Annotated in this window: 26 protein-coding genes and 2 pseudogenes; 6 read left to right on the forward strand and 22 right to left on the reverse strand. The window is 65.1% G+C overall.

Annotated features, from left to right (window positions below):
* Nucleotides 1–111: 111 nt before the first annotated feature.
* The 3 genes from IDF66_RS09160 to IDF66_RS09170 are packed head-to-tail and all read right to left on the reverse strand — an operon-like array spanning nt 112 to nt 1,921.
* Nucleotides 112–879 (reverse strand): class I SAM-dependent methyltransferase, encoded by a 768-nt coding sequence (locus tag IDF66_RS09160; protein ID WP_190266614.1) that lies wholly within the window; start codon nt 877–879, stop codon nt 112–114.
* A gap of 22 nt (nt 880–901) precedes the next feature.
* Entirely contained in the window at nt 902–1,411 is a 510-nt protein-coding gene (locus tag IDF66_RS09165) for a DUF2505 domain-containing protein (protein WP_190266615.1), read from the reverse strand.
* A 15-nt stretch (nt 1,412–1,426) separates the two neighbouring features.
* Nucleotides 1,427–1,921, reverse strand: coding sequence for a DUF2505 domain-containing protein (locus tag IDF66_RS09170; protein ID WP_190266616.1), 495 nt, complete (start codon nt 1,919–1,921; stop codon nt 1,427–1,429).
* A 46-nt stretch (nt 1,922–1,967) separates the two neighbouring features.
* Between IDF66_RS09170 and IDF66_RS09175 the strand changes: the two genes are divergently transcribed.
* Nucleotides 1,968–3,062: a UDP-N-acetylmuramate dehydrogenase gene (locus IDF66_RS09175; RefSeq protein WP_387998959.1), complete on the forward strand. Its 1,095-nt coding sequence runs from the start codon at nt 1,968–1,970 to the stop codon at nt 3,060–3,062.
* Nucleotides 3,063–3,071: 9 nt separating this feature from the next.
* Here IDF66_RS09175 and IDF66_RS09180 read toward each other — a convergent pair whose 3' ends face one another.
* The 6 genes from IDF66_RS09180 to IDF66_RS09205 all read right to left on the reverse strand — a co-directional run bounded on the left by IDF66_RS09180 (nt 3,072) and on the right by IDF66_RS09205 (nt 8,258).
* Nucleotides 3,072–4,148, reverse strand: a complete 1,077-nt coding sequence (locus IDF66_RS09180) for an alpha/beta fold hydrolase (protein WP_190266618.1) — start codon at nt 4,146–4,148, stop codon at nt 3,072–3,074.
* 24 nt (nt 4,149–4,172) lie between these two features.
* On the reverse strand, nt 4,173–5,012 hold the full coding sequence (locus tag IDF66_RS09185) for a MerR family transcriptional regulator (RefSeq protein ID WP_203589020.1): 840 nt from the start codon (nt 5,010–5,012) through the stop codon (nt 4,173–4,175).
* A 67-nt stretch (nt 5,013–5,079) separates the two neighbouring features.
* A complete protein-coding gene (locus tag IDF66_RS09190; RefSeq protein WP_164307828.1) occupies nt 5,080–5,376 on the reverse strand; it encodes a DUF2516 family protein in 297 nt (98 codons plus the stop codon).
* Between the two features lie 65 nt (nt 5,377–5,441).
* Nucleotides 5,442–6,341 carry a heparin-binding hemagglutinin gene (locus IDF66_RS09195; RefSeq protein WP_190266619.1) on the reverse strand — a complete coding sequence of 300 codons (900 nt, stop codon included), beginning with the start codon at nt 6,339–6,341 and terminating at the stop codon, nt 5,442–5,444.
* Nucleotides 6,342–6,346: 5 nt separating this feature from the next.
* Nucleotides 6,347–6,817 (reverse strand): helix-turn-helix domain-containing protein, encoded by a 471-nt coding sequence (locus IDF66_RS09200; RefSeq protein ID WP_223309399.1) that lies wholly within the window; start codon nt 6,815–6,817, stop codon nt 6,347–6,349.
* An 88-nt stretch (nt 6,818–6,905) separates the two neighbouring features.
* Nucleotides 6,906–8,258, reverse strand: coding sequence for a DUF445 domain-containing protein (locus IDF66_RS09205; protein ID WP_190266620.1), 1,353 nt, complete (start codon nt 8,256–8,258; stop codon nt 6,906–6,908).
* A 40-nt stretch (nt 8,259–8,298) separates the two neighbouring features.
* On the opposite strand from IDF66_RS09205, the gene IDF66_RS09210 reads away from it, so the two are divergent.
* The 3 genes and pseudogenes from IDF66_RS09210 (at nt 8,299) to IDF66_RS09220 (ending at nt 10,799) form a co-directional block, all read left to right on the forward strand.
* Complete coding sequence (locus IDF66_RS09210) at nt 8,299–9,096, forward strand: TetR/AcrR family transcriptional regulator (RefSeq protein ID WP_190267411.1); 798 nt, start codon at nt 8,299–8,301, stop codon at nt 9,094–9,096.
* Complete coding sequence (locus tag IDF66_RS09215; RefSeq protein ID WP_190266621.1) at nt 9,093–9,902, forward strand: SDR family NAD(P)-dependent oxidoreductase; 810 nt, start codon at nt 9,093–9,095, stop codon at nt 9,900–9,902. Before IDF66_RS09210 ends, IDF66_RS09215 begins: the two co-directional genes overlap by 4 nt.
* Nucleotides 9,903–9,930: 28 nt before the next feature.
* A pseudogene (locus IDF66_RS09220) lies at nt 9,931–10,799 on the forward strand (polyphosphate kinase 2 family protein).
* A 208-nt stretch (nt 10,800–11,007) separates the two neighbouring features.
* On the opposite strand, the gene IDF66_RS09225 reads toward IDF66_RS09220, so the two are convergent.
* The 7 genes from IDF66_RS09225 to IDF66_RS09255 all read right to left on the reverse strand — a co-directional run bounded on the left by IDF66_RS09225 (nt 11,008) and on the right by IDF66_RS09255 (nt 16,470).
* Nucleotides 11,008–11,772 carry a hypothetical protein gene (locus IDF66_RS09225; protein WP_190266622.1) on the reverse strand — a complete coding sequence of 255 codons (765 nt, stop codon included), beginning with the start codon at nt 11,770–11,772 and terminating at the stop codon, nt 11,008–11,010.
* Between the two features lie 347 nt (nt 11,773–12,119).
* The gene (locus IDF66_RS09230; RefSeq protein ID WP_190266623.1) at nt 12,120–12,791 is read right to left on the reverse strand and encodes a hypothetical protein; all 672 of its coding nucleotides are present in this window, start codon (nt 12,789–12,791) and stop codon (nt 12,120–12,122) included.
* A 74-nt stretch (nt 12,792–12,865) separates the two neighbouring features.
* Nucleotides 12,866–13,327: a hypothetical protein gene (locus tag IDF66_RS09235; RefSeq protein WP_190266624.1), complete on the reverse strand. Its 462-nt coding sequence runs from the start codon at nt 13,325–13,327 to the stop codon at nt 12,866–12,868.
* Nucleotides 13,324–14,067 (reverse strand): hypothetical protein, encoded by a 744-nt coding sequence (locus IDF66_RS09240; protein WP_190266625.1) that lies wholly within the window; start codon nt 14,065–14,067, stop codon nt 13,324–13,326. Before IDF66_RS09240 ends, IDF66_RS09235 begins: the two co-directional genes overlap by 4 nt.
* Before the next feature lie 114 nt (nt 14,068–14,181).
* Nucleotides 14,182–14,724: a hypothetical protein gene (locus IDF66_RS09245; protein ID WP_164307652.1), complete on the reverse strand. Its 543-nt coding sequence runs from the start codon at nt 14,722–14,724 to the stop codon at nt 14,182–14,184.
* 25 nt (nt 14,725–14,749) lie between these two features.
* Nucleotides 14,750–15,211 (reverse strand): hypothetical protein, encoded by a 462-nt coding sequence (locus IDF66_RS09250; protein ID WP_190266626.1) that lies wholly within the window; start codon nt 15,209–15,211, stop codon nt 14,750–14,752.
* A gap of 293 nt (nt 15,212–15,504) precedes the next feature.
* Nucleotides 15,505–16,470, reverse strand: coding sequence for a hypothetical protein (locus tag IDF66_RS09255; RefSeq protein ID WP_190266627.1), 966 nt, complete (start codon nt 16,468–16,470; stop codon nt 15,505–15,507).
* 213 nt (nt 16,471–16,683) lie between these two features.
* Between IDF66_RS09255 and IDF66_RS09260 the strand changes: the two genes are divergently transcribed.
* Nucleotides 16,684–17,037: a WXG100 family type VII secretion target gene (locus IDF66_RS09260; protein ID WP_164307655.1), complete on the forward strand. Its 354-nt coding sequence runs from the start codon at nt 16,684–16,686 to the stop codon at nt 17,035–17,037.
* A gap of 19 nt (nt 17,038–17,056) precedes the next feature.
* Here IDF66_RS09260 and IDF66_RS09265 read toward each other — a convergent pair whose 3' ends face one another.
* Nucleotides 17,057–18,262: a benzoate/H(+) symporter BenE family transporter gene (locus IDF66_RS09265; RefSeq protein ID WP_190266628.1), complete on the reverse strand. Its 1,206-nt coding sequence runs from the start codon at nt 18,260–18,262 to the stop codon at nt 17,057–17,059.
* A gap of 64 nt (nt 18,263–18,326) precedes the next feature.
* On the opposite strand from IDF66_RS09265, the gene IDF66_RS09270 reads away from it, so the two are divergent.
* Entirely contained in the window at nt 18,327–18,854 is a 528-nt protein-coding gene (locus tag IDF66_RS09270; protein WP_203588840.1) for a helix-turn-helix domain-containing protein, read from the forward strand.
* 99 nt (nt 18,855–18,953) lie between these two features.
* Here IDF66_RS09270 and IDF66_RS09275 read toward each other — a convergent pair whose 3' ends face one another.
* The 5 genes and pseudogenes from IDF66_RS09275 to IDF66_RS09295 form a co-directional block, all read right to left on the reverse strand.
* Nucleotides 18,954–19,679, reverse strand: a complete 726-nt coding sequence (locus tag IDF66_RS09275; RefSeq protein WP_164307658.1) for a heparin-binding hemagglutinin — start codon at nt 19,677–19,679, stop codon at nt 18,954–18,956.
* Nucleotides 19,680–19,918: 239 nt separating this feature from the next.
* Nucleotides 19,919–20,191 (reverse strand): annotated as a pseudogene (locus tag IDF66_RS09280) (5-methyltetrahydropteroyltriglutamate--homocysteine S-methyltransferase); the annotation flags it as partial.
* A 36-nt stretch (nt 20,192–20,227) separates the two neighbouring features.
* Entirely contained in the window at nt 20,228–21,112 is an 885-nt protein-coding gene (locus tag IDF66_RS09285; protein WP_164307659.1) for a 3-hydroxybutyryl-CoA dehydrogenase, read from the reverse strand.
* Nucleotides 21,113–21,257: 145 nt separating this feature from the next.
* On the reverse strand, nt 21,258–22,553 hold the full coding sequence (gene aceA / locus IDF66_RS09290) for an isocitrate lyase (RefSeq protein ID WP_164307660.1): 1,296 nt from the start codon (nt 22,551–22,553) through the stop codon (nt 21,258–21,260).
* Between the two features lie 393 nt (nt 22,554–22,946).
* Entirely contained in the window at nt 22,947–23,714 is a 768-nt protein-coding gene (locus tag IDF66_RS09295) for a hypothetical protein (RefSeq protein ID WP_190266629.1), read from the reverse strand.
* Nucleotides 23,715–23,811 lie beyond the last annotated feature (97 nt).

Below are 23,811 nucleotides of genomic sequence, written 5' to 3' on the forward strand. Positions count from 1 at the left end.
CACCAGGGTAGCCACCGGCGGACAGCTGACAACCATCCGAACAAACGGCTCCGCCGCGGCATCCGAACAAACGGCTCCGCCGCGGCATCCGAACAAACGGCCCCGCCCCACCTACCTCGGCGCGACCGCCGACCACGGCACCGTCAGAATATTGTCGACGCTCCGCCCCCGGGGGATCACGACACCGGTCCCCTGTGCATCGAGCAGCGTCAGCGCCTGACGCCAGCGAATCCGCGGACCGTAGGCGGCATGCGTCGCCGCCACGTCCCAGCACCGATCCGCGAGTTGCAGGAGCCGGTGGACGGGTTCGCCGGGGACGTTGCGGTGGATCAGCACCTTGGGTAACCGCTCCGCGAGTTCGGACGGCCGTTCGGTGTGCTCGGGCGACCAGCACAACGTCAACGTGCGCGGACCGTCCGCATCAAGGACAACCCAGCAGCAACGACGGCCGATCTCGTCGCATGTGCCCTCGACGATGAGCCCACCCGGCGCGAGTGCCGCCTGCATCTGCGCCCACGCCGTCGCGACCTCGTCCTCGTCGTACTGCCGCAATACGTTGAACGCCCGGACGAGCTGCGGGGTGAGACCGGCCAGTTCGAAACCGCCGAGCGCAAACCGGACACCGGCACGGGGTTCCACCACGCGTTCGGGATCGATCTCGAGACCGACCATCCGGAGTTCCGGAGCCACCTTCCGCAGACGCAGTGCCATCTCGACAGCGGTGTCGGGGCGTGCGCCGTATCCGAGGTCGACGACGACCGGCTGCGGCATGTCAGTCAGGACTCGGACGATCGCATCGTCGTGGACCATCCATCGGTCCACGCGCCGAAGGCGATTGATGTTGGTGGTCCCCCGAGTGATCCGACCGACTCGTTTCATCCGCCGCGCCCGGACGTAGGACTCAGAGGTTCTTGGTGACCCAGTCGGCCGCGTACTCGGCCTCGGCCCGGAAGAGATCGACCAGATTGACCAGCATCAGCTGCTCGAGCTTGCCGTTGACGAACGGGATGAAGACCTTGACCTCGCTGGTCTTACGGATGGTGCAGCCGGTCTCGGTGGGGAAGAGTTCCTGCCAGCCGTTGAGGCTTCCCGGGCCGGCCGGGATGGAGGCGTTGTAATTGCCCTTGGTGTTGTCCGGGTCGAAAACACCGAACGACTCCTCGCGGGTGATGACCATGTCCTTCATCAGGACGGTCTGTGCCAGCGGCGGGAGTTGGTCGCGCCCGATCGTCTGCTTGAGGACGACCTTCATACCGGTCTCGTCGGAGGTGAAGGACTCGACCTCGCAGTGTGGCGAGATCATCTGGAACCCCGCCATCATGTCGTCCCAGTACTGCCGGGTGTTCTGTGCCTGGTAGAGAGTCTCCGCGGGGTGGGTGAAGCGCGCCGAGTAGCTGAGCCGTCGTGCCATGGCGACCAGGCTACGTTACCGATTCGTTGCTTCCCAAGTCACCGTCTGCTCGCGCTCGGAATCGAGGAGTTCGACGAGCTGATCGATGATGGCCTTCTCGATCTTGCCGCCGACGAACGGGACACTGACCTCGACGTCGGCCTGATACGTCGCCGACGCCGGGTCGCCACTGGCCACCAGGGTTCCGTCGACCTTGGCCGGCGCGCCGGCAACCGTGGCGGTGATCTCGCCGGTGATCTGATCGCCGGCGAGGGTGAAGGTGCTCCGGCGCGGGATCTCCAGATCGCCCGGCCGGACCTTGGTGACGATGGAGGGCAGCTTTTCCTCGGGCACACCCTGCTGCATGGTGACCGTGATCGTGTCGTCGGCGAACTCGAACGACTCGAGCTTGCCGTGGCTCGAGTTGATCGCCTCGAGCAGATCGCGCCAGTACTGTTCGGTCGAGAGGACCTCCCAGAGCCGCCGTACTCCGAACGGGTAGGACACCGCGTGCTCCATCTTGCTGGCCATGAGGGGGAGAGTACCGGACCACCGAAATGCCGCTACGGTTACTCGGGTGACCGATTCAGGGGTGAACCGACCCGCGCCGGCGGCCCAGGGCACCCGTCTCGCCGAGCTCACCACGCTGCGCCTCGGTGGTCCCGCCCGCGCCGTGGTGCGATGTCCCGACACCCGCAGCCTGGTCGATGAGATCGCCGCCCTCGACGGCCGGGGCGAACGCACCTTGCTCGTCGGCGGCGGCTCGAATCTGGTGATCTCGGACGACGGTTTCGACGGCACCGCCATCGTCATCCAGAGTTCTCGGATCGAGTTCGGCTCCGGCCGGGAGTCGGGCCGTGCGCATGTCACGGCCGATGCCGGCGTCGACTGGGACACCCTCGTCGCCACCACGATCGGAGAGGGCTTCGGTGGGCTGGAATGCCTTTCGGGCATCCCGGGTGCCGCGGGCGCCACACCGGTGCAGAACGTCGGTGCATACGGAGTCGAGGTCGCCGATCTGTTGCGCAGCGTGCAGGTCCTCGATCGGCGGGCGGCCAAACTGCGGTGGGTGGCGCCGACGGAACTCGGATTGGGTTACCGCACAAGCAGTCTCAAGCACCGCGACGACCACGTCGTGGTGGCGGTCTCCTTCTGGCTCAACGACGATCGGGTCAGCCAGCCGCTGCGTTACCGCGAGCTCTCGTCGGCGCTCGGCGTCGAGGCCGGTGAGCGTGCGGATGCGGGCGACGTCCGCGAACAGGTACTCGCCCTGCGACGCGGCAAGGGCATGGTGCTCGACCCGGGCGACCACGACACGTGGAGTGCGGGATCGTTCTTCACCAATCCGATTCTCGCCACGGGCGCAGCCGGCGTCCTGGAGAAGATCCACCGCCGCGTCGGCCGCGACATCACCGTCCCCACTTACCCGGCCGACGACGGTGTGAAGCTGTCGGCCGGGTGGCTCATCGAACGTGCCGGCTATGCGCGCGGATATCCCGGCCCGTCGTCGCCGGTCCGACTGTCCACCAAACACACTCTCGCACTGACCAATCGCGGCGACGCGACCACCGATGAGTTGCTCGACCTCGCCCGGGACGTCCGCACGGGGGTGCAGGAGGCGTTCGGCGTGACGCTGCATCCCGAACCCGTCCTGGTGAACTGTTCGATCTGACGCGGGCGGTCAGGTCACCGGACTCGAGGCCCTCGCCGACTCCGCGACGATGTCGTCGAGGATCTCGTTGAAGCGCACGTCGGCCTCGATGCTCGACATGTGCCCGACGCCGTCCAGGACGATCAGTTCGCGGAGATTTCCGCTGCGCCGCAACACCTCCGCCATCTGCTCGGCGTGTACCGGCGGGGTCAACCGGTCATCCGTGCCGACGACCACGGTGGTCGGCACGGTGAGCGCGTCGAGTCCTGCGGTCACATCGAGCTTGCCCATCGCCGAACCCCAGCCTGCCCGCGACCGGGGCGGGCAGCCCGCGATCATCTCGTCGACGAAGTCGACATGGGCCTTGCGAGCGTTGGGGCCCAGCGCGATGTAGTGGGAGAACCGCGAACCGTAGGCGGTACGCGGGATCGGCATCGGAGTCGAGGTGAACAGTTTGCTGACGGCGCTCTCGAAAGGCTTGGTGTACCGCGGGAGGTCGACCGGGATCAGCAGATGGTTCTGCATCACGGCCTTCGCCGCGGTGGAGGTGAGCGCGACGCCCGAGACCAGCGAGCCCACCTTCTCCGGGTACTGCGCGGCCCACGACATGATGGTCATGCCGCCCATGCTGTGTCCGACGAGGATCGCACGCCGGCCCTCGGGAACCACCGCCGACAACACGGCGTCGAGGTCCTGCCCCAGCATCGCGATGGTCGGCCGGGTGCGACCGAGTTGACTCGTACCGTGGCCGCGCTGGTCGTAGGCGACCACGTCATGGGTGCGGGCCAGGTGATTGATCTGCGGGTACCAGTAAGCGATGTTGCAGGTCCAGCCATGCACCATCACGACGATGTCCCCGTCGCCTGCTTCCGCCGGCGCGTAACGCTCGACGTTCAGACGGGCACCGCCGACCGCGTCGACCGGGATGCGCTCCGGCTCCACGGTGGGCACCGCGAGCAGATCGTCAGGACCGTCATCGACAGCCCGTTCGGCACGCAGCGCGTCCCGGGCCAGGCCCGCGAAGATCGTTCCGATGCCGACTGCGAGCACGCCGGCCCCCGCGGCCACCACCGCTCCCGTCGTGATCGCCAGTGATCGTTTGTTCATCATCTCCCCCTCGGACCGCCGCAGTCATTCCGTGCGGTCGGCCACGGTCCGTGCCCCGTCGGTGTGTTCACCGACATCCACAGTGTCGGTGTCCTCGCCGCCCCCGGTGATTCCGGCGGTGTCCGGCGCTGCCGGATCCTCGTCCGTCGAGGCGTCGAAATAGGTGCTGGCCTCGCCGATCGCCACGGAGATCTGCTTGTCGAGCGCCTGGCGGAAAGTCGACTCGACGATCTCGTGGGCCATCGGCCGCACGGTCTGGATCAGTTCGGCCATCTTGCTGACCTGCTCTTCGCCCAGGTCCGGCAGGTTCTCGTCGAAGTACTTGTCGGTGATGATCGAGACGAAGCTCTTCGCGACGTCCTCGAGATCGTCCTGCACCCGAACCCAGCGGTCGAGCAGGACGTCGATGTCTACACCTGCCTTGACCAGGGTCTCCGCGCCTTCGAGGAGCTCGGGATTGCGGATCGCATAGTGTGCGCCGTCCTTGGCCAGCAGCCCGAGCTTCTGACTCAGCGCGATCGACCGGTCGGTGGCATTGAGGGTCTTGCGGAGTTCGGTGATGGTGATGGTCGCCGCGCGCTTGAAGTTGCGGAACCGTCCCCCCTTCGGGGTACCGCGCAAGATCTGCTCCACGCGCATCCCGTAATGGGCCGCATGCAGGAGTTCGCTGATGGTGGCGAAGGTGTACCCGCGTTCGAGCATGCGGGAGATCAGGTTCAGCCGGACGAGGTGTTCGTCGGAGTACCACCCGGTGCGCCCACGGATCGCCGGGGCAGGAAGCAACCCGCGGTCTTGGTAGACGCGGATGTTGCGCACGCTGACCCCGGACGCCTGAGCCAGGTCGTTGATCCGATACTCGGCCATTTCGCCAGTGTATTCAGTCGCGACCGATGACCCTAACGACCGGCCGTGACTCGGCCGGAGGGATCCGTCACGCCTTCTTGCTGAACCACCGCTTGCCCTGGATGTCGTCGATACGAGGGCGCACGTCGACGAGGTAGACGAGCATGGCCACCACACCGATCAGGCCGAGGAAGTTCACCGCGCCGAACAGCCAGATGAACAAGGTCGCGGCCGCGAGAATCGCCACCCAGATGACCTTGCTCTGCCGGTCGACGGCAGGAAACGCATCGGACCGTTGGAGAGCTGCATGCACCAGCGCAACTGCCGACGCGACGCCGGCGATCACGGTCAAGGCCAGCAGGATCAGGTTTTGCCCATACGCCATCACACTCAGAAGGTCCACGCCTCCACCTTAGACATGTCCCGCGGTTCGCGATTCGGACGAACCCGTCATGCCTTCTTGGTGGCGGCCTTCTTGGCGGCGATCTTCTTGGTGGCGGCCTTCTTGGCGGGCACCTTCTTCGCCGGGGCTGTCTTTGCCGGGGCTGTCTTCGCCGCCGCCTTCTTCGCGGGCACCGTCGCAGCCGTCGTCTTCTTCGCGGGAGTTTGCTTCGCTGCCACGGCCTTCCTGGCCGGCGCTTTCTTTGCAGCCGGCGCCTTCTTTGCAGGAGCCTTCTTTGCGGGAGCCTTCTTTGCGGGAGCCTTCTTGGTCGCCGCAGCCTTCTTTGCAGGCGCCTTCCTCGCTGCCGGGGCCTTCTTCGCCGGGGCCTTCTTCGCGGGAGCCTTCTTGGCGGGAGCCTTCGTGACCGGCGATCGTTTCGACGGCTCGAGTACCACCTCATCCGCCTTCCCGCCGGTCAGGCCGGCAAGGGCAGCGGCCCGTTCTCCGACCGCGCGAGTCTGGCCCGAGATGCTGCCGAGGGCATCCTCGGTGAGACCCACGGCGTCGTTGTAGACCTTCTCCAACTTGGGCAGGTTCTCTTCGACGAGCGGCTGGGCCTTGATCCGCTCGACCACCTCTTCGCCGCGTTCGGACAGTGCGGTGAGCAGACCGGCCGCGACGGCCAGGTAGGCCTCGGCGACCTTGCGGAGTTCCTCCGGGGTGAACCGGGTGCGCAGGTCCTCGATCTCGGTGGGGAGTTCCACCGGGAGGGAGGACAACTTGGTCCTCGCCTCCTCGAACAGTGCCAGAGCCGAATCCCGCGTCTCGTCGACCCGTGCCTGCGCCTTGCTCTGGGCGTCACCGAGTCGCTTCTGCGCTTCGTCACCGGCGGCCTCGCTGCGCTCGCGGAGGTCGGTGAGCAGGGCGGTCACCTGCTCGATCACGGTGTTCATCGGGTTCTCCGGCATTGGCTTCACTCCTTGGCGTCGGTGTTCTCTCTCCGGAACGACTCATAGATCTCGAGCAGCATCTGTTTCTGGCGTTCGCTGATCGAGTCATCGGCGAGCAATGCATCGCGAACCGGCCCGGCCGGACGTTCCTCGAGAATTCCGGCGCGCACGTAGAGAACCTCGGCGGACAGTCGCAGGCCCTTCGCGATCTGGGCGAGGACGTCGGCCGACGGCTTGCGGAGTCCCCGCTCGATCTGGCTGAGGTACGGATTGCTGACGCCTGCGCGTTCAGCCAGCTGCCGGAGCGACACCTCGGCGGCGACCCGTTGGGCGCGGATGAAACCGCCGATGTCCTGGGCGGCTGTCGCCACCGCATCCTGGGCGGCGGTGGCCACGGCCTCGACTGTTTCCACCGGGCCCGTCGAACTGTCGTCGTCGGCCGATGGCTGCTCGCCTCCGGCCGGGTCGGACAGGTCGTTCTCGTGCGCCGTCATCACACTCCCGTTACATTCCCAGTCGCTCCGCTCGCCCCGGTTCCTGCAACCAGTATCTTCGGGTGTGCTAGCTAGTGCAAGCAGAGTGCTAACCGAAGATCAGCACCGACACCGTATAGATCGCGAGTCCGGCCAACGCGCCGACGACCGTTCCGTTGATGCGGATGAACTGGAGATCGCGGCCGACCTGGAGTTCGATCTTGCGACTGGTCTCATCGGCGTCCCACCCGCGGACCGTCTCGGTGATCACCGAGATGATCTCCTGCGAGTAGTTGACCGCGACGTGGCGGGCCGCGCGCGCCACCCAGCCGTTCATCTTCTCCTGCAGCGGACGGTCGTCCCGGATTCTGGTGGCCAGCTGGATCACCGCGTCCGACAACGAGTTCCGCAGGGTGCTGTTGGGATCGGTGAGCATCTGCTCGATGACGGCCTTGCCGGTCTTCCAGGCCGTCGAGGCCGCATCCGAGACCTCGTCGCGGCCGATCAGTTCCTGCTTGATCGCCTCGAAGCGGGCGATCATCTCCGGATCGTGTTGCAGGTCGTCGGCGAACTGTTCGACGAACTGATGCATTGAACGGCGGAGCTGGTGGTCCGGCTCGGTACGCACCTTGTAGGTGAAGTCGACGAGCTCGCGGTAGATCTTGTCGCCGAGCATGGCGTTGACGAACTTGGGTTTCCACGACGGCCCGACATCCTGGTCGACGACACGGTCGATCAGATCCTGGCTGCCCAGAGCCCACTCGTGGGCACGGTCGCACGCCAGCTGGAACACCGGCTCGAGCCGGTCCTCGGCGATGAGCTGCTCGAGAATACGTCCGAGGGGCTGCGCCCATTCGGGCTCTCCTGCCCATTTGATCGCGTACATGATCAACTTCTCGACGTCTTCGTCGCGCAGCATCTCCGCCGCGAGCGAGATCATCCGCGCCGCCTCATCGGACACCCGCGGGGCGTTGGCCGGGTCGGCGAGCCAGGTGGACAGGCGCCGGGGCAGCTCCAGGCTGGTGGCACGGTCTTCGATCACGTCCGGGGTCATGAAGTTCTCTTCGATGAATCCCCCGAGCTGATCGCCGATGTCGTCCTTCTTCTTACGGATCAGCGCGGTGTGCGGAATGGGCAAACCCAGCGGATGCCGGAACAGAGCGGTGACCGCGAACCAATCCGCCAGGGCGCCGACCATGCCTGCCTCGGAAGCTGCTCGGACATAGCCGACCCAGGCGGCGACGCCCACTCCGTCACGGTGTTCGAGATAGCGGGTGAAGAGGTAGACGACTGCGGCGAAGACCAGAAATCCGGTGGCAACCACCTTCATCTTGCGCAAGTCGCGACGGCGCGCGGCGTCGCCGGCACCATCGGAACCGAAGCCGAGAGATGACTGCGGCGGCTCCTGCGCAGGTGGACGGTCCGGCCCACCGGATACGTCCGATACGACTGTTGGCGGCATTGGACCAGTTTTACCCGCCACCCACTACGCTAGCCAGGTGATGGCCAATCGCCCGAGCCCGGCCGCGGCAGCCCGTGCCGCCGTGGCCGCCGCCACGAACGTGACCCGGGGCCTCGAGCAGGCATTGATCAGTACCGTCACCGAGGGCGTCGCCAAACCCGACGGCCGGCGACAACGCTGGGAGAAGCACAAGGCGGCACGACGGACCGAACTGACCGACGGCACCATCGACGCGGTGCGCACGCTCGGCGCCGACGTCGGGATGGACGAGATCGCCGCACACATCGGTGTTTCCAAAACCGTTCTCTACCGGTACTTCACCGACAAGAGCGATCTCGGTGTCGCGACCGCGGTGCGCTTCTTCGAGACGATGCTGCTGCCACGCCTGACCGAGGCGATCACCGACGATGTCGACGAGTACACGCTGACCCGCACTGCCATCGGTGTCTACGTCAACGCGGTCGCCGACGAACCGAACCTGTACAAGTTCGCACTGACCAGCCCGCCGTCGTCGGCGGCAACCGCCGACTCGGAGAAGCTGGTCGCACAGCTGATGACCGCCGCTCTCGTCCTGCGGATGACCGAGCGCGACGCCGACACCTCCGGCGCCGAGGTGTGGTCCAACGCGTTGGTGGGCGCGATCCAGCGCGCGGTCGACTGGTGGATGACCGAGCGGTCCATCCCGGTGGGCGACCTGATCGACTATCTGACGATGCTGTCGTGGAGCTCCATCGTCGGCATCGCGGCATTCAACGGTTCCCGGGAGGCGTTCGTCGCCGCACCTCCGCCCCTTCCGGAACCACCCATCACCGACAACGGAATCGAGGACACCGAATGAGCCGTACCGCACTGGTCACCGGAGGCAGTCGCGGAGTCGGACAGGGTGTGGCCACCGCGCTCGTCGCCGCCGGGTGGACCGTCTACGTCACCTCACGTCATGGAACCGGGCCGGACGGGACCATCGCGCTGGCCTGCGACCACACCGACGACGATGCGGTTGCCGAGGTGTTCGCCCGCATCGAGCGCGACACCGACGGACTCGACCTCCTCGTCAACAATGCCTGGGCCGCACCGCGTGGCTTCGGCGGCTTCTCCGACCGGTTCTGGGAACGTCCGGTCGACGACTGGGACACCCTGATCGACGTCGGACTGCGCGCCCACTACGTCGCGTCCGTTCACGCCGCCCGGATGATGGTGGCGCGCGGTAGCGGGCTGATCGTGTCCATCTCGTCGTTCGGGTCCCGCGGGCATCTGCATTCGGTTCTGTACGGCATGAGCAAATCGGGGCTCGACAAGATGGCATTCGACATGGGTCATGAGCTCTCCGGTACCGGGGTCACCGCGGTCTCGCTGTGGCTGGGCCTCATCCGGACCGAACTACTGCTCTCCCTCGGGATCGACGAGTTCGCCGGATTCTCGCTGCAACGCGCGGAGGACCCGGAGTTCGTGGGACGCGTGATCGATGCCCTGGCAGGCGATCCCGATCTGGGCGACCACAACGGCCACACTCTCGTCACTGCCGAACTCGGCATCGGATACGGCCTCGCCAACAATGATGGGACCGCACCTGATTCGCATCGCGAGGCCTTCGGTGGCGGACCGTTGTTCCCGCCGGCCACCGCAGCGGCCGAATCGCTCGGCTGACGCTTTCGGACCAGGAGGGCACGACCCGATGGGCAGGCACACCAGGACGGCCGGTTGGACCACGCCCGCTGTGGAGGCGCTGCGCGTGACGGCGACTGGGCCGATCGCCGGATTCGACCCTTCGTCGACCCCCGGCTTCAATGGCGACAAGGAGAGTGGCACAAAGCTTCTCGCCGAGCGCGGCTCCGTACTCGCCGATCTCCAGGAGTTGCTCTACGCCAACGGACGAGCCGGCGACCAGCGGTCGATACTGCTCGTCCTGCAGGGTATGGACACGGCGGGCAAGGGTGGGATCGTCCGACATGTCGGAGGGATGGTCGATCCGCAGGGCCTGACCATTCAAGGGTTCGGCAAGCCGACGCCGGAGGAGTTGTCGCACGACTTCCTCTGGCGCGTGCATCGTGCCCTGCCACCCGGCGGCCGCATCGGCATCTTCGACCGTTCCCATTACGAGGACGTGTTGCCCGTGCGGGTCCACGATCTCGTGCCGAAGTCGGAATGGGAGAAGCGCTACGAGGTGATCAACCAGTTCGAGCGCGACCTCGTGGCATCGGGGACCACGATCATCAAATGCGCGATGGTGGTGTCGAAGCCCGAGCAGAAGTCACGCCTGGCCGAACGCCTCGAACGTCCGGACAAGTACTGGAAATACAACCCCGGCGACATCGACGAACGTGGCTTCTGGAACGACTATCTCGAGGCCTACCAAGCGATATTCGATCGCTGCGACAGCAGCCACGCGCCCTGGTCCTCATTCCATCCGATCGCAAATGGTTTGCCCGGCTGTCGATCTGCGAACTCCTCATCCACGCCCTGGAAGGCCTGGACCTCGACTGGCCGAAAGCCGACTTCGACGTCGAAGCGGAGAAAAAGCGCGTCGCCACCCTGGAGGACTGACTCCGTACACAATTGCAGCGTGAGCGGGGTTCCGCGACAATTATTGTCGTCGCCCCTCGCTCACGCTGCAATTGTGTACGACCTGCCACGGGAAGCCGGCCGCCGGCATCCGACTTCGAGCGAATCCGGCATTGTATCGACAGACGCGCCCGGGGAGTTCTGGAGTACATCAACAAGATTCATGAGACTCGCCCGGCCTGGGCACCGATCACCCGGCACCCACGGGCACGGTGATCGTCACGGTCTCGCCCACCCCGACATCGGGTGGGGCTGCTGTCAGCATGGCCTCGATCTCGGCCGCAGTCACCGCTCGGCCGTCAGCGCAGCACTCCTGAAGGTGATCCAGTGTCGACATGACGCTGTCGAAATCCAGGTTGTATGGGCGCGTCAACAACCGGGTCGAACGGTGTACCCCACTATCCATGCTCTCAAAGGTCACCGAAGGCACGCCGTTGCTCAACTCGCGGAAAACGATCGTGGCGTCGCCGAACACATATCGGGCGCCGTTACCAAACGTGACACCTTCCGAAGAGATCACCAACGGCCCACGATCTCGATAACTTGCCACACCGAGAATCGGGGCAACACTGGCCGCAGCCAGAGCGGGAATGACCAGCCTCCAGGCCTGCGAGGCACCAGTGGCCATCAGCGTGAACATTGCCACCGATACGAAACCACATACCAGCGAGAGCCAGAACGCCGTATTCCGGTGTACCGGCTGCCGGTGCGCAACAACCCGGTCTCCGGTCGCGTCCACTCGGGTCCGCGGAGGAATGAGCAGCGCTACCGGCATCAACGCAATCCCCACAAACGTGACCGACATGAGCGGCATACCGATCATGACGCCCAGCGCTATGCCAGCGATTCCAAGAAGGAAAAGCACCGTGAGACGCTTCATATTGGGCCGATACACAAACGGGCTATGTTTCGTCCACGCATACGAGACGGCGCGGCCTTCACTTTTCAATCCCACAACCAGTCAACACCTTTCGAGGTCAAACGGCACGCGACGCCACCCGCGACAAGCCCGGCAGCAGTCCCGTAGCCCGGACCGAACACATCGTCGCGATCGCGGCACCCGCTTGCGCCACGCAGACGCGCCTCCCCTCCCGGGTGCAACGGCCGCGATCGCCAACAGCGCCGGTGAATCGTGAATCGCCCTGATGCTCAGCCACGTCGCAGCCCGTTGCCCGCCCCGCGTACCCCGCTCGGATCCGTCGCTATTCGACCGGTAACCCACGTGGGTGGAAATCGTGGGCGAAGGGTCCTCCACGGGCTCGACGGTCGCACCGGGAACACCCCCCAGCTCTTCTATGAGATTCACGATCCGCCGCCTACGGGAACGGTCAACTCAACCGACTCGCCAACTGCGATCCCCTCCGGCCGAGCCGCCCGCAGCATCGCCTCGATCTCAGCCGGAGATGTGATGCGGCCCTGTGAGTTCCACGATCGAAGCTGTTCGAATGTGGAGAGCATGGTGTCGAAGTCGATGTTGTAGGGGACGGAAGCAACCAGCAAGACCTTCCCTGTGGGCGGCGTGAGCCTTATCGACGGAGCACCGTGCTCAACTCTCACGAAGTCAATGACTGCAGTGTCGAGCGCCACAGCGTGACCGCTGCCGGAAGTGACCGTTGTTGCCGTGACCTTCAGCGGGCCTCGGTACCTATATGCCAAGACGGCCGTGAGCACCACGCCGACAAGCGCTGGAACGGCGAGGATCGCGATACGCCATGACTGCGTTGCCCCCACTACTACCTGACCGACGATACCGCCCGTCATCGTCATGAAGACAAACGTCATCCATAGCCAGCCGTTCGTGTAGAACGGTTGACGGTAGATGAGTAGATGCTGGGCGCCTGTGCGTAGCTTGGTCCTCTTAGGTAGGTAAACTGGGACGACAATCATAGCCAGTGCCACAAAGACCAGGGCTAACACCTGGGCACCAAGCACAAAGGCAAATGCAACGCCTATGGCACCTAGCGCGACGAGCATCAAGATTCGGCCGTGCGACCGCGGTACTTCGTATGTCGTGTGTTGCTTCCATTCGTATGTGAGACATTCAGAGGTCAATCCCATAGCGCACCAATACCCTTCGATGTGAAGTAGGCGGCAATCTTCGCGATGTCCGCGCGAAGCCGTTTGAGCGATTCCTTGACCTGGCTAATCTCGCCCTCAGCTCTACGAGCTACGTCGGCAACTCTTGTCGCGACCTCACCATGACGATCGAGATGCTTACGGGTCTTGCCGACCGACCCACGAGCAGCGTCGCCTGCAGAACTGTTCCACGTCTCGAACGCGGTCAGTTTCCCCAGCTTGCCGGATGTGTCGAGAGTCACCTTCGTTCTGCCGGGGGGTGGAGTAACGCTGACAAGGAAGATCAGTCGTTCGCGGATGACTGTTGCAGCACAATCGAATCCGCAATGCGGTGCGTCATCCGCGTAGTCTGCTGGGTGGGCGTTGTCCAACAGTTCCTCTGCAGAATCCACCTGTGTCCCCGAAGCGCCCGTCAGCTCTTCGACGAGATTCACGACCCGCCGCCTACGGGCACCGTCAACTCAACGGATTCACCCAATCCCACACCCTTCGGCAAGTCGGCAGTGAGCATCGCTGCGATCGCCGCCGAAGATACGCACCTACTCTGCGAGTCCCACACCTTGAGTTGTTCGAGAGTGGACAAGAGACTGTTGAAATCGATGTTGTAACCGCGCGAAATGATCCTGGCCGAGCGCGTCGGGGCTTCGATATCGGATGTCAATCGCACGGCCGGCACGCCGCTGTTCAACTCGACGAACTCGATGCACGTGCTTCGATACTCGAAGACCGCGCCATTGCCCAGTTCAACTCCCTGCGCCGAGATTCTCAACGGGCCTCGGTCTCGATACGCAAGCACGACAAGGTACGGCGTCACCGCCACGCCGGCGATCGCAGGGATGACCAGCCGCCAGCTCTGGGATGCACCTGCCGCGATCTCCACAACCATCGTGACGGTGATCAAGGCCATCGCAGCAGTGAACACGATCTGGCTGTTGCGATACCACGGTTGCGCGTGCACGACTGCCTCACCACGAGACATTTCGATCCTGGTCGCAAAGGGGAGAACGGTGGCGATCGCCATCAGCGCAAAACCGGCACCACCAGCCACCAACGCCCACAACTCGATCGCGAAACCCAGTATCAACAGAACGCCGCCCAGCGCGAGAAGTCCAACTGCGGCAAACCGCGCTGTCCGGAACACGTGTTTGGTTCGGTTGGCCCAAATGTAGGTCACGTCCGCGCCATCCCTATTCAGTCCCACAGAGCACCGATACCTTTCGATGTGAGGAACGCTGCGACAGCAGCCACGCACACAGACGCAACCTGCCATGACGACCGGGTCTCGAGTTCAATCCGACCCTGACCGAGCTTCCAGCATGATGTCATCAGCGATAGCCGACCAGTCCTGTGTTGCGGTGACCGCGAGTTGGAGTACGGCCAGTTGTCCATCCCCGATCGGGCAAACGACATCGTGGGTGTTCGACACGAGCCCACCGAAAGGTGATGTCAGGGTGCCGAGTAATCGAAAGGAAAATCCCTGGCCTGAAAGACTTTCAGCGTATTGGCTGCGCGTCGACCAGCCCGGCGCCTCGTGGGTCACGTCCGCGACGAGCGATGCAAGCCGAGCAGGCGAGGTCGACATGCCCCCGACGATCCAGCCGATGAGGATTGCGGACGACACGAACTCCTCCCCGTCCACGCCAGTCTCGTCCACGGAGGCGAATGCCGACGAATCCAGCCACGTCACGCCGGGTTGCCCGGCAACCAGTCCGGCCCGGACACGGCGCCATGGCACCGGCAAACCCACTGGGCGGTAACCGAGTTCGAGCGGATCAGACAGTGCATCGAGGGTCACACCCGGGGTGTTCTGAAGTACATCAACAAGATTCATGAGACTCGCCCGGCCTGGGCACCGATCACCCGGCACCCACAGGCACGGTGATCGTCACGGTCTCGCCCACCTCGACGTCGGGTGGGACTGCTGTCAGCATCGCCTTGATCTCGGCCGGTGTCACCGCTCGGCCGTCAGCGCAGCACTCCTGAAGGTGATCCAGTGTCGACGCGACGCTGTCGAAATCGAGGTTGTACGCGCGAGTGAGTAGTCGGGTCGAACGAGTCGACCCGCTCTGCTCACCTTCAAGCGTCAGAGCCGGGACACCGTTGCTCAGGTGGCTGACATTCATCTTGGCATCGTCGAAGGCGTATCGGGCACCGTTTCCGAACTCGATGCCATGTGGAGAGATCACGAGCGGCCCACGATCCCGGTAGCTGGCCACACAGAGAACGGGCACAATGCCCGCCCCGAGGACGGCCGGTATGGCCAGGCGCCAAGCCTGCGACGCACCCGCCGCCATCGCTGCGAAGATGGATAGTGACATGACTCCGCACACCATCGCGATCCACAGCGCTGGATTTGTGTGAAACGGCTGCCGATACAGGGCGACCCGATCTCCTTGGACCTCCACCCTGGTACGCGGCCGAAAGACCATCGGCACAGGAATCAGCGCCATCGCCAGCGACGCGATCGCCAGGAACGGCATGCGAATCGCGAGACTCAGTGCCACTCCACCGATTCCGAAGGCACAGATCACGATCGATGACGACAGCTTCGGCCGGTAGACAAAGGAACTTCTCTTTGTCCATCTGAATGAAACTGTGCGTGCTTCACCATTCAATCCCACAGCCAATCAACACCCTTCGATGTCAGATAGGACGCGACGCCACCCGCGACAGCCCCAACCACAAGCCCGGCAGCAGTCCCATAGCCCGGACCGAACATCGTCCCGATCGCGGCACCCGCCTGCGCCCCCGCATACGCCCCGCCCACCAGACCCGTGGCCGTCGCCGCACCTTCGCGCGTGATCGCCTCACCCCACGAATTGCCGTCGGCCCGGTCAGCGAACACGGAAGGTATTGCGGTGAGCACCCCTACGGCTCCTCCGACGCGCGACACTCGCAGCTTGCCCATCTCTTCGAGCCACGGCGCGATCTTGGCATCGATACCGGTCGGGTTCTCACCGATCGATTTCCGCCAGATGTCTTGAATGATGTCCGTCTTGGTCCCGCTGATCGCGCCGGCACTGCCCATGATCAGGTCGGCCTTGCTCGGCTTCCACTGGACGATGTTCCACTCACCGTCCGCATTCTTGATCGCCGTCGCGAGATCGTGGTCGGCGACGAGTGCGGCTGTCAGCACCGCGGCCAGTTCGAACTTCAAGCGGTCGAAAGTGGCCACATATTCGCGCGCCTGCTCATCGGTCATGTGACTCTTACGCTCGGGGTGCGGGTCTGTGATCGTGTCTGTCTGCGGATCGAGCGCAAATCCGACAGCCGCGATGTCGGCACGTAGCTTCTTCAGCGAGTTCTTGACCTCTTCGACCTCCTGCTCGGCTTTACGAGCAGCGTCTCCGACCTTCGTCGCGACCTCACCATGACGGTCGAGATCCTTACGGGTCTTGCCGACCGACCCACGAGCAGCATCGCCTGCAGAACTGTTCCACGTCTCGAACGCGGTCAGTTTCCCCAGCTTGCCGGATGTGTTGATCGAATGATCAGCGATGTTCGTGGAGATACCGAAGACGTTCGCGATTGCCCCGGTATCCCAGCGGTCGATATCCGCTACGCACAGTTTGCCCATTTTCACCCCCGACGGCACGTCTCACCGAGTACATATCGTGCCATTGCCGATACGCCCGGTCGGTGCCTGGTCATTCAGGCAATGGACCCGGACCTCACATAATGTCCGAAATGCACCCTTTTCCGATGTCCCACTGCCTGTTTCGTGAGTCCACGATTCGACGGATTGTATCGTGGCAATTGAATTGGCCGCGCTCGGCGAAGGGGGATCACAATGGGCGACGAGGCATCCTCGCGATCTGATCAGGTGGCAGTGTCGCCCGACGACCTGCACCACGACGGCTATCGCCTCGCGGGCTGGCAATCGGAATCCGACGACGTGTACTCGGGCGCGCACGCCCAGATCGAAAGTGCGGTGGCGTCGGGGTGGGTCGGGGCATCGGCCGCCGCCATGAGCACCCGCCTGGAGTCGATGCGATCTGCCGCACAGGCATTGACCACCCGGATCGGCGACCATTCGACCCACTTCCGGACCTCGGCGGCGCACTACACCAACACCGACCAATCATCGGCCGGACGAATCGAGGCGACGACCGCCCAGCCGGGCGAATCGACCCTGAACCTCTGATCGACGAGGCGGATGGCCCTCATCCTGTCGTGTCGACTGAACGCCGCGTTCCCGCCCGCAGCACCCCATAGGCCGCCAACCCGATCACCAACCCCCAGAACGCTCCCCCGATACCGAAGAACGTGACCCCGGAGGCCGCCGCGACGAACGTCAGAGCGGCGGGCACACGGGTCTCGGCGGCGGTGAACGCACCGACGATCGCGCTGGCGAATGTCCCCAGAAGTGCAAGTCCGGCAACGGCTTCCACCAGACCGCCCGGCGCGATCGCCGCGATGGTCACCAAGGCACCGGACAGTGCGGCCAGCACCAGATAGGTGATGCCCGCGCAGACGCCGGCGATCCAGCGTCGCGATCGGTCCGATCCGGCCTCGTCGCCGGCGGCAAGCGCCGCCGACAGGGCAGCCAGGTTGATCGCGTGGCCACCGAACGGTGCCGCGACGACGGTGCCGACACCCGTGACCGTCATCGCGGCGCGCCACGGGGTGGCGTAACCGAACGACGACAGCACGGCCACACCCGGGATGTTCTGGGACGCCATGGTCACGATGAACAGTGGCACCGCGAGCCCGACGATCGCGGCGAGGTCGAGGTGCGGCACGGTGAAGGTCAGCGAAGGAAGCCAACTGGTCGGGCCGGCGTCGTCGGCACCATCGACCGCGACGTGGACACCGATGACCACCAGTGCGGTGACCATGGCCAGCGGCAGCGCCCAGCGGGGCAACCATCGGGTGGCCGCCAGCCAGACCAGCAGCACCGGGATCGTCAGCACGGGCGCTTCGACCAGTGACCGCATCGGTGCCAGGCAGAGAGTGAGCAGCACGCCCGCCAGCATCGCCTGCGCGATGGGAGTCGGAATCCGCGAGATCACGTCTCCCAGGGCCGGCACGAGGCCCGTCACCACGATCAGCACACCGACCACCACGAACGCGCCCACGGCTGCCGCCCATCCCGCGTGATAGGTCGCGGCCATGCTGGCCAGGAGTGCCGCACCCGGCGTCGACCAGGCCAGCGTGATCGGCGCCCGGGTGCGCACGCTGAGCACGACGATGCCGAGTCCGAAGATCACCGTCAGCGCCAGAAGTCCGGACGCGGCCTGCTCAGCGCTGGCGCCCACCGCACGCAAACCGGCGATGACCACCGCGAACGACGAGGTGAACCCGACGAGTGCGGTGACGATGCCTGCGACGATCGGCTGCTGCAAACCGGGTTGTGCTGTGCTGGTCACCGGAGTGAGGTTACCTCAATCGTTCCGTAAACAGAACGAGGATCGGAGTGGGAGAATCCAGCCCGTGAGCGTCGAACACCGCAGGCAAGCTGTCGGCAACCGAATCGCGGCCTTACGCGCCGACCGTGGACTCTCCCTGTCCGAGCTCGCCCGCCGCGCGGGTATCGGCAAGGGATCGTTGTCGGAGATCGAGTCCGGGCAACGCAACCCAACGCTCGACACGCTGTACGCGGTCGCCGGGCCGCTCGGCGTCCCTCTCACCGCGCTGCTCGGCGAGGATGCGGGGACCGAGGGCAGCGGCGAGTTCCTGCGCGCACAGATCCTGCACGTCGAGCATCACGCCGATGGGGCGACCACCGAGATCTTCTGGCTCACCGTGCTGTCCGGTGGCACCCGTATCTCGCCCGCGCACGGATCAGGCGTCATCGAGAACGTCCATGTCGTCACAGGCGACCTCGTGGCGGGTGCAGCAGGCAGAGAACAACCCGCCATCGCGGGCGAATCCCTGCAGTGGATCAGCGACACCGAACACACGTATCGCAGCGAATTCGGCGCCACCGCGGTACTCACCATCCACTCGCCTGCACCCTGACGGCGCGAAGTGAAAGGTGTTATCGCACATACGTTTCGGTCCCGCTCACCCCAGGAGGGTGAGCGGGACCGAATTGGCTGAGCGCGAAGCGTTCTCAGATCAGCTGGTCGCCTTCTTGGCCGGAGCCTTCTTGGCGGGAGCCTTCTTGGCCGGGGCCTTCTTGGCAGCGGCGATCTTCTTCGCAGGCGACGCGTTGGCGGTACGACCCTTTGCCTCGACAGTCCCTGCGGCGCCACCGATCTCGTCCGCGGCATCGGCGGTGGAGGACTTGATGGTCTGACCGGCCTCTTCGATGTCGACGGCGACGTCCTCGACCCGGCTGCTCACCCGGCCGGCCAATTTGGCGGCGCGCTCACCGACGACGCGCGTCTGCGACGACACCACACCGAGGGTGTCCTCGGTCAGGTCGACGGCATCGCTGTAGACCTTGCCCGCACGGTCGAGGTTCTCCTGGACGACCGGCTGCTGACGCAGACGCTCGACGGTCTCCTCGCCACGCTCGGCGAGCGAGTTGTAGAACTCGGTGGCGGACTCGAGGTACCCCTCAGCGGCCTTGCGCAGCTCGTCAGAGCTGATCTTGCCGCGCAGCTCCTCGAAGCCGGCCGGAACGTCCTCGGGCAGCGACCCGATCCGTGTCTTGGTCTCCTCGAAGCGCGCAGCCGCGGTGCCACGGGTCTCCTCGAAGCGCGCCTGAGCATTCTCCGATACGGACTCGGTACGCTCGCGCAGCTGCGAGATGATGTCGTTGAACTGGGTGACGACGTAGTCGCCTGCTCCCACGGCCGCGTAGATCGGATTGGCCAGCGTGCGTGTGGATTCACTCACAGCGAACTCCTCATGAGTTGTGATTTGAGATTGTGTGGTCACCAAATACGCCGTGGCACAAATACTGTCGAATGGTCAACGGTCTCGGATCACTCGACAACGCCGTTGCTGTCGATGGCGCATCGGGCCATTTCCTTGGTTCCATCACCCAGTATCCACGTTCTGCTAGCAAATGCAAGCATGCTGCTAGCACTGGTGGCGGATGTCACCGCCAGTTGATCCCCTGGCAACACAGACGATCAGTCGCCGGAGGCGGTCTGCGTTGCGGCGATGCGCCGACGTTCGCGCCGTGCGGCGGCGACCATGTTGCGCAACGACGGTTCGAGGTGCCAATAGTGCCGCGTCTTCAGACCGCCATCGGGGTTGACCCACAATCGTTTCGGATAGATCGCGCTCGTTGCGCGTCGAATGCGCGCATCGATCTCGTCGATGTCGGGGATCGCCGCACTCCGGCTCTCGGACACATCCGTGGACCCTATCCGCAGTTCCCGACCCGATTGGGTGACCTCGGCCCGCTCACCCGATCATGATGAAGGGGCTTGCGCGGCTTACTTGTTCGCCCCGTTCTCGCCATACTGATAGAAGCCGTGCCCGGCCTTCTTGCCGAGTCGTCCGGCCTCCACCATGCGCAGCAACAGCGGCGGCGGCGAATAGAGCGGCTCCTTGAACTCCTCGTACATCTTGTCCGCGATGGCCTTCACCGTGTCGAGGCCCACGAGGTCGGTGAGCTTCAGCGGGCCCATGGGGTGGGCACATCCGAGCACCATCGCCTTGTCGATGTCCTCGACGGTCGCGAAGCCGCTCTCCACCATGCGAATGGCCGAGAGCAGGTACGGCACGAGCAGAGCGTTGACGACGAACCCGGAGCGATCGGCCGAGCGCACGACCTGCTTGCCCAAGATGTCGTGGGCGAAGGCCTCGGCGCGCTCGGTGACCTCCGGCGTGGTCATCAGGGTGGTGACGAGCTCGACCAGCGGGAGCACGGGCACCGGGTTGAAAAAGTGCATGCCGATCACGCGGTGGGCGTTGGCGGTGGCCATGCCCAGCTTCATGATCGGGATCGACGAGGTGTTGGACGCCAGCACCGCGTTCGGGTCGGTGACGACCTTGTCGAGTTCCTTGAAGATCTCGGTCTTGACCGCTTCGTCCTCGACAACCGCCTCGCAGACGAGCTGACGATCGGCGAAGTCGCCGAGATCGGAGGTGAATCGGAGACGCCAGGCGGCTTGCTCGCGCTCACGCTCAGTGAGCTTCCCGCTGGAGACGCCACGATCGAGCGACCGCAGGATTCGGGCACGACCGGCCGCAGCGAGTTCCCGCGTCGACTCGTAGACAAGGACGTCCGCATGCGCGCGGGCGCACACCTCGGCGATGCCGGCACCCATCTGACCGGCGCCGATGACGCCGACGCGGGAGATCTTCTCGGTTGCCATGGTCGGCTCCTCGGATCTGAAAAGTTCGGTGGTGGTCGCTATCCAACCGGCCCCGGATAGCGACGAACCCGGGGTGGGCAGAGGATCACCCCGCCCACCCCGGATGTCATGTCAGGCAACGACTATCAGGCCGCAACGTGACTGCTCAGTGGAACTGCCCCTCTTCGGTCGAACCCTTCAGCGAAGTGGTGGAGCTGGTCGGGTCGACAGTGGTGGCGATGTTGTCGAAGTAGCCGGCGCCGACCTCGCGCTGGTGCTTGACGGCGGTGAAGCCACGCTCGTCGGCGGCCTTGAACTCACGGTTCTGCAGGTCGACGAAGGCGGTCATCTGCTCACGGGCGTAGCCGTAGGCCAGATCGAACATGCCGTAGTTGAGCGAGTGGAAGCCGGCCAGCGTGATGAACTGGAACGTGAAGCCCATGGCGCCGAGCTCGTTCTGGAACTTGGCGATGGTGCTGTCGTCGAGGTGCTTGCTCCAGTTGAACGACGGGCTGCAGTTGTAGGACAGCAGCTGATCGGGGAACTCGGCCTTGACCGACTCGGCGAACTTGCGAGCCAGCTCGAGGTCCGGGGTACCGGTCTCCATCCAGATCATGTCGGCGTAGGGCGCGTAGGACTTCGCACGCGCGATGCACGGCTCGATGCCGTTCTTCACGTGGTAGTAGCCCTCGGCAGTGCGCTCACCGGTGACGAACTGCTTGTCGCGGTCGTCGACGTCCGAGGTGATGAGGGTCGCGGCCTCGGCGTCGGTACGCGCGATGACGACCGTCGGGGTGCCTGCGACGTCCGCGGCGAGGCGGGCCGAGTTCAGGGTGCGGACGTGCTGCTGGGTGGGGATCAGCACCTTGCCACCGAGGTGGCCGCACTTCTTCTCCGAGGCCAGCTGGTCCTCCCAGTGGGTACCGGCGGCACCGGCGGCGATCATGGCCTTCTGGAGCTCGTAGACGTTGAGGGCGCCACCGAAGCCGGCCTCACCGTCGGCCACGATCGGCACGACCCAGTTGTCCACCGAGTCGTCACCCTCGACGCGGGCGATCTCGTCGGCGCGCATGAGCGCATTGTTGATGCGTCGGACGACCGACGGCACCGAGTTCGCCGGGTACAGCGACTGATCGGGGTAGGTGTGTCCCGACAGGTTCGCGTCACCCGCGACCTGCCAACCGGACAGGTACACGGCCTTGAGGCCGGCGCGCACCTGCTGGACTGCCTGGTTACCGGTCAACGCGCCGAGCGCGTTGATGTAGCTGCCGTCTCCGGCGTTGACGCCCTCCCAGAGGATCTCGGCGCCGCGGCGGGCGAGGGTCTGCTCCTCGACGACCGAGCCCTGGAGCTCGGCCACCTGCTCGGCGGTGTAATCGCGCTTGACGCCCTTCCAACGCGGGTTGGTGTCCCAGTCCTGCTGGATCTCCGCGGCGGTGCGTGGCTTTCCGACGTTGCTCATGCCTACTTCGCTTTCGTTGTCCTGCTGCGACCCGGTGGCGCCCGAGCCGGTGTGCTGACAGACAGTGCCCGTGTCGCGTTGAGCCGGTCGCAAATTGTGCGAACAAATCGACGCTGTCCGGTGGTGCCTGTGACAAGGGTGCCACAGAACAAACATGCAGGTCCAATCCCTTTCGTGTGCAAAATTCGGCAAGGATCTGGAAAGCTTTTGCAAAGTTTGCAAACCTGGTCATGTGAACGTTTCGCCCATCGACGCCAAAAAGTACGCGCGTACTGCGTTTTTGTCCGCAGGGAGGGGCGGCGGCCGGCGGGCCCACGCCGTCGTCTGCCGATCGGCGAGGCATCCGGGACGAACCCGATCTGTGAGAGCGTTCACACCCGCGGCGGAGCCCGGTCAGCGGGTGGCGGCCGAGATGGCATCGCCGAATGCCGCTGCGAACTCCGCATCGGTCATGGGCGGGGTCGCCTCTGCCGGCGGCTTGGTGGCGGGGGTCGCCTCGCCACCAACCGTGAGCTGGACGGTGACCGGCGCTGCGCCGGGCCGGGTGACGATCGCATACCCGGCGAAGCCGATCTGGGTACTCACCGCACCGTCGGTGAGGGTTGTGGTGACCGTCGATCGCGTCGCCGTCGACTCCTGCACCGACGACCCGCGGTTGCCCGAATCCGGCGTCGGCAGCGCGGTGTACCGGGTGACGATCCGCGCCCCACGCAGGTTCCCACTGCCGATCACCGTGGTGGTGATCGCGCATCGCCCGGTCGTGGAGCGGATGTCGGCATCGATGTCGCGACGGGCGGTCGAGACGAGTTCGACCAACGAGCCCGCGTCACTGCGTGCCGCCAGTACTGCCGAGTTCGCGGCGGTCAGCTGCGGATTCAGATCCGCATCAGCGGTCGGACGGCATTCCGGCGGGGTGACCACCGCCGATCGCGCCGACTCGATCGGTCCCCGATTCCCCGCCACCAGGTCGGACACCGACAACTGCGCGGGGGTGAAGCCCGCGGGTAGCTCGCCGGGCGACATGAGGAGGTCGGCCGGGACCGCCGCAGGTGCCGGACCGGTCACCGGATCGGCACCCCCACACCCGGCGACCACGGCCGTCACCGCGGCCGCCGCGATGATCGCCGCAGCCGACCATCGGCGCCGGACCAGGACATGCACGCGGTCACCGTACCCTGAACATGCAGGCGAGCAGACCGACGGGATCACGTCCCGACGACCCGCACCCACGCACCCGCTCGGCCCCGGCAGGAGGTTG

This window comes from Gordonia hankookensis, from assembly GCF_014673215.1.
GTDB classification, from domain to species: domain Bacteria; phylum Actinomycetota; class Actinomycetes; order Mycobacteriales; family Mycobacteriaceae; genus Gordonia; species Gordonia hankookensis.

Bases quoted from the DNA above. Each gene is read 5' to 3' on its own strand.
- IDF66_RS09160 (WP_190266614.1), bottom strand. From the start codon at position 879: ATGAAACGAGTCGGTCGGATCACTCGGGGGACCACCAACATCAATCGC.
- IDF66_RS09165 (WP_190266615.1), bottom strand. From the start codon at position 1,411: ATGGCACGACGGCTCAGCTACTCGGCGCGCTTCACCCACCCCGCGGAG.
- IDF66_RS09170 (WP_190266616.1), bottom strand. From the start codon at position 1,921: ATGGCCAGCAAGATGGAGCACGCGGTGTCCTACCCGTTCGGAGTACGG.
- IDF66_RS09180 (WP_190266618.1), bottom strand. From the start codon at position 4,148: ATGAACAAACGATCACTGGCGATCACGACGGGAGCGGTGGTGGCCGCG.
- IDF66_RS09185 (WP_203589020.1), bottom strand. From the start codon at position 5,012: ATGGCCGAGTATCGGATCAACGACCTGGCTCAGGCGTCCGGGGTCAGC.
- IDF66_RS09190 (WP_164307828.1), bottom strand. From the start codon at position 5,376: ATGGCGTATGGGCAAAACCTGATCCTGCTGGCCTTGACCGTGATCGCC.
- IDF66_RS09195 (WP_190266619.1), bottom strand. From the start codon at position 6,341: ATGCCGGAGAACCCGATGAACACCGTGATCGAGCAGGTGACCGCCCTG.
- IDF66_RS09200 (WP_223309399.1), bottom strand. From the start codon at position 6,817: ATGACGGCGCACGAGAACGACCTGTCCGACCCGGCCGGAGGCGAGCAG.
- IDF66_RS09205 (WP_190266620.1), bottom strand. From the start codon at position 8,258: ATGCCGCCAACAGTCGTATCGGACGTATCCGGTGGGCCGGACCGTCCA.
- IDF66_RS09210 (WP_190267411.1), top strand. From the start codon at position 8,299: ATGGCCAATCGCCCGAGCCCGGCCGCGGCAGCCCGTGCCGCCGTGGCC.
- IDF66_RS09215 (WP_190266621.1), top strand. From the start codon at position 9,093: ATGAGCCGTACCGCACTGGTCACCGGAGGCAGTCGCGGAGTCGGACAG.
- IDF66_RS09230 (WP_190266623.1), bottom strand. From the start codon at position 12,791: ATGCTCGTCGCGCTAGGTGCCATAGGCGTTGCATTTGCCTTTGTGCTT.
- IDF66_RS09245 (WP_164307652.1), bottom strand. From the start codon at position 14,724: ATGAATCTTGTTGATGTACTTCAGAACACCCCGGGTGTGACCCTCGAT.
- IDF66_RS09250 (WP_190266626.1), bottom strand. From the start codon at position 15,211: ATGTCACTATCCATCTTCGCAGCGATGGCGGCGGGTGCGTCGCAGGCT.
- IDF66_RS09255 (WP_190266627.1), bottom strand. From the start codon at position 16,470: ATGGGCAAACTGTGCGTAGCGGATATCGACCGCTGGGATACCGGGGCA.
- IDF66_RS09260 (WP_164307655.1), top strand. From the start codon at position 16,684: ATGGGCGACGAGGCATCCTCGCGATCTGATCAGGTGGCAGTGTCGCCC.
- IDF66_RS09285 (WP_164307659.1), bottom strand. From the start codon at position 21,112: ATGGCAACCGAGAAGATCTCCCGCGTCGGCGTCATCGGCGCCGGTCAG.
- aceA (WP_164307660.1), bottom strand. From the start codon at position 22,553: ATGAGCAACGTCGGAAAGCCACGCACCGCCGCGGAGATCCAGCAGGAC.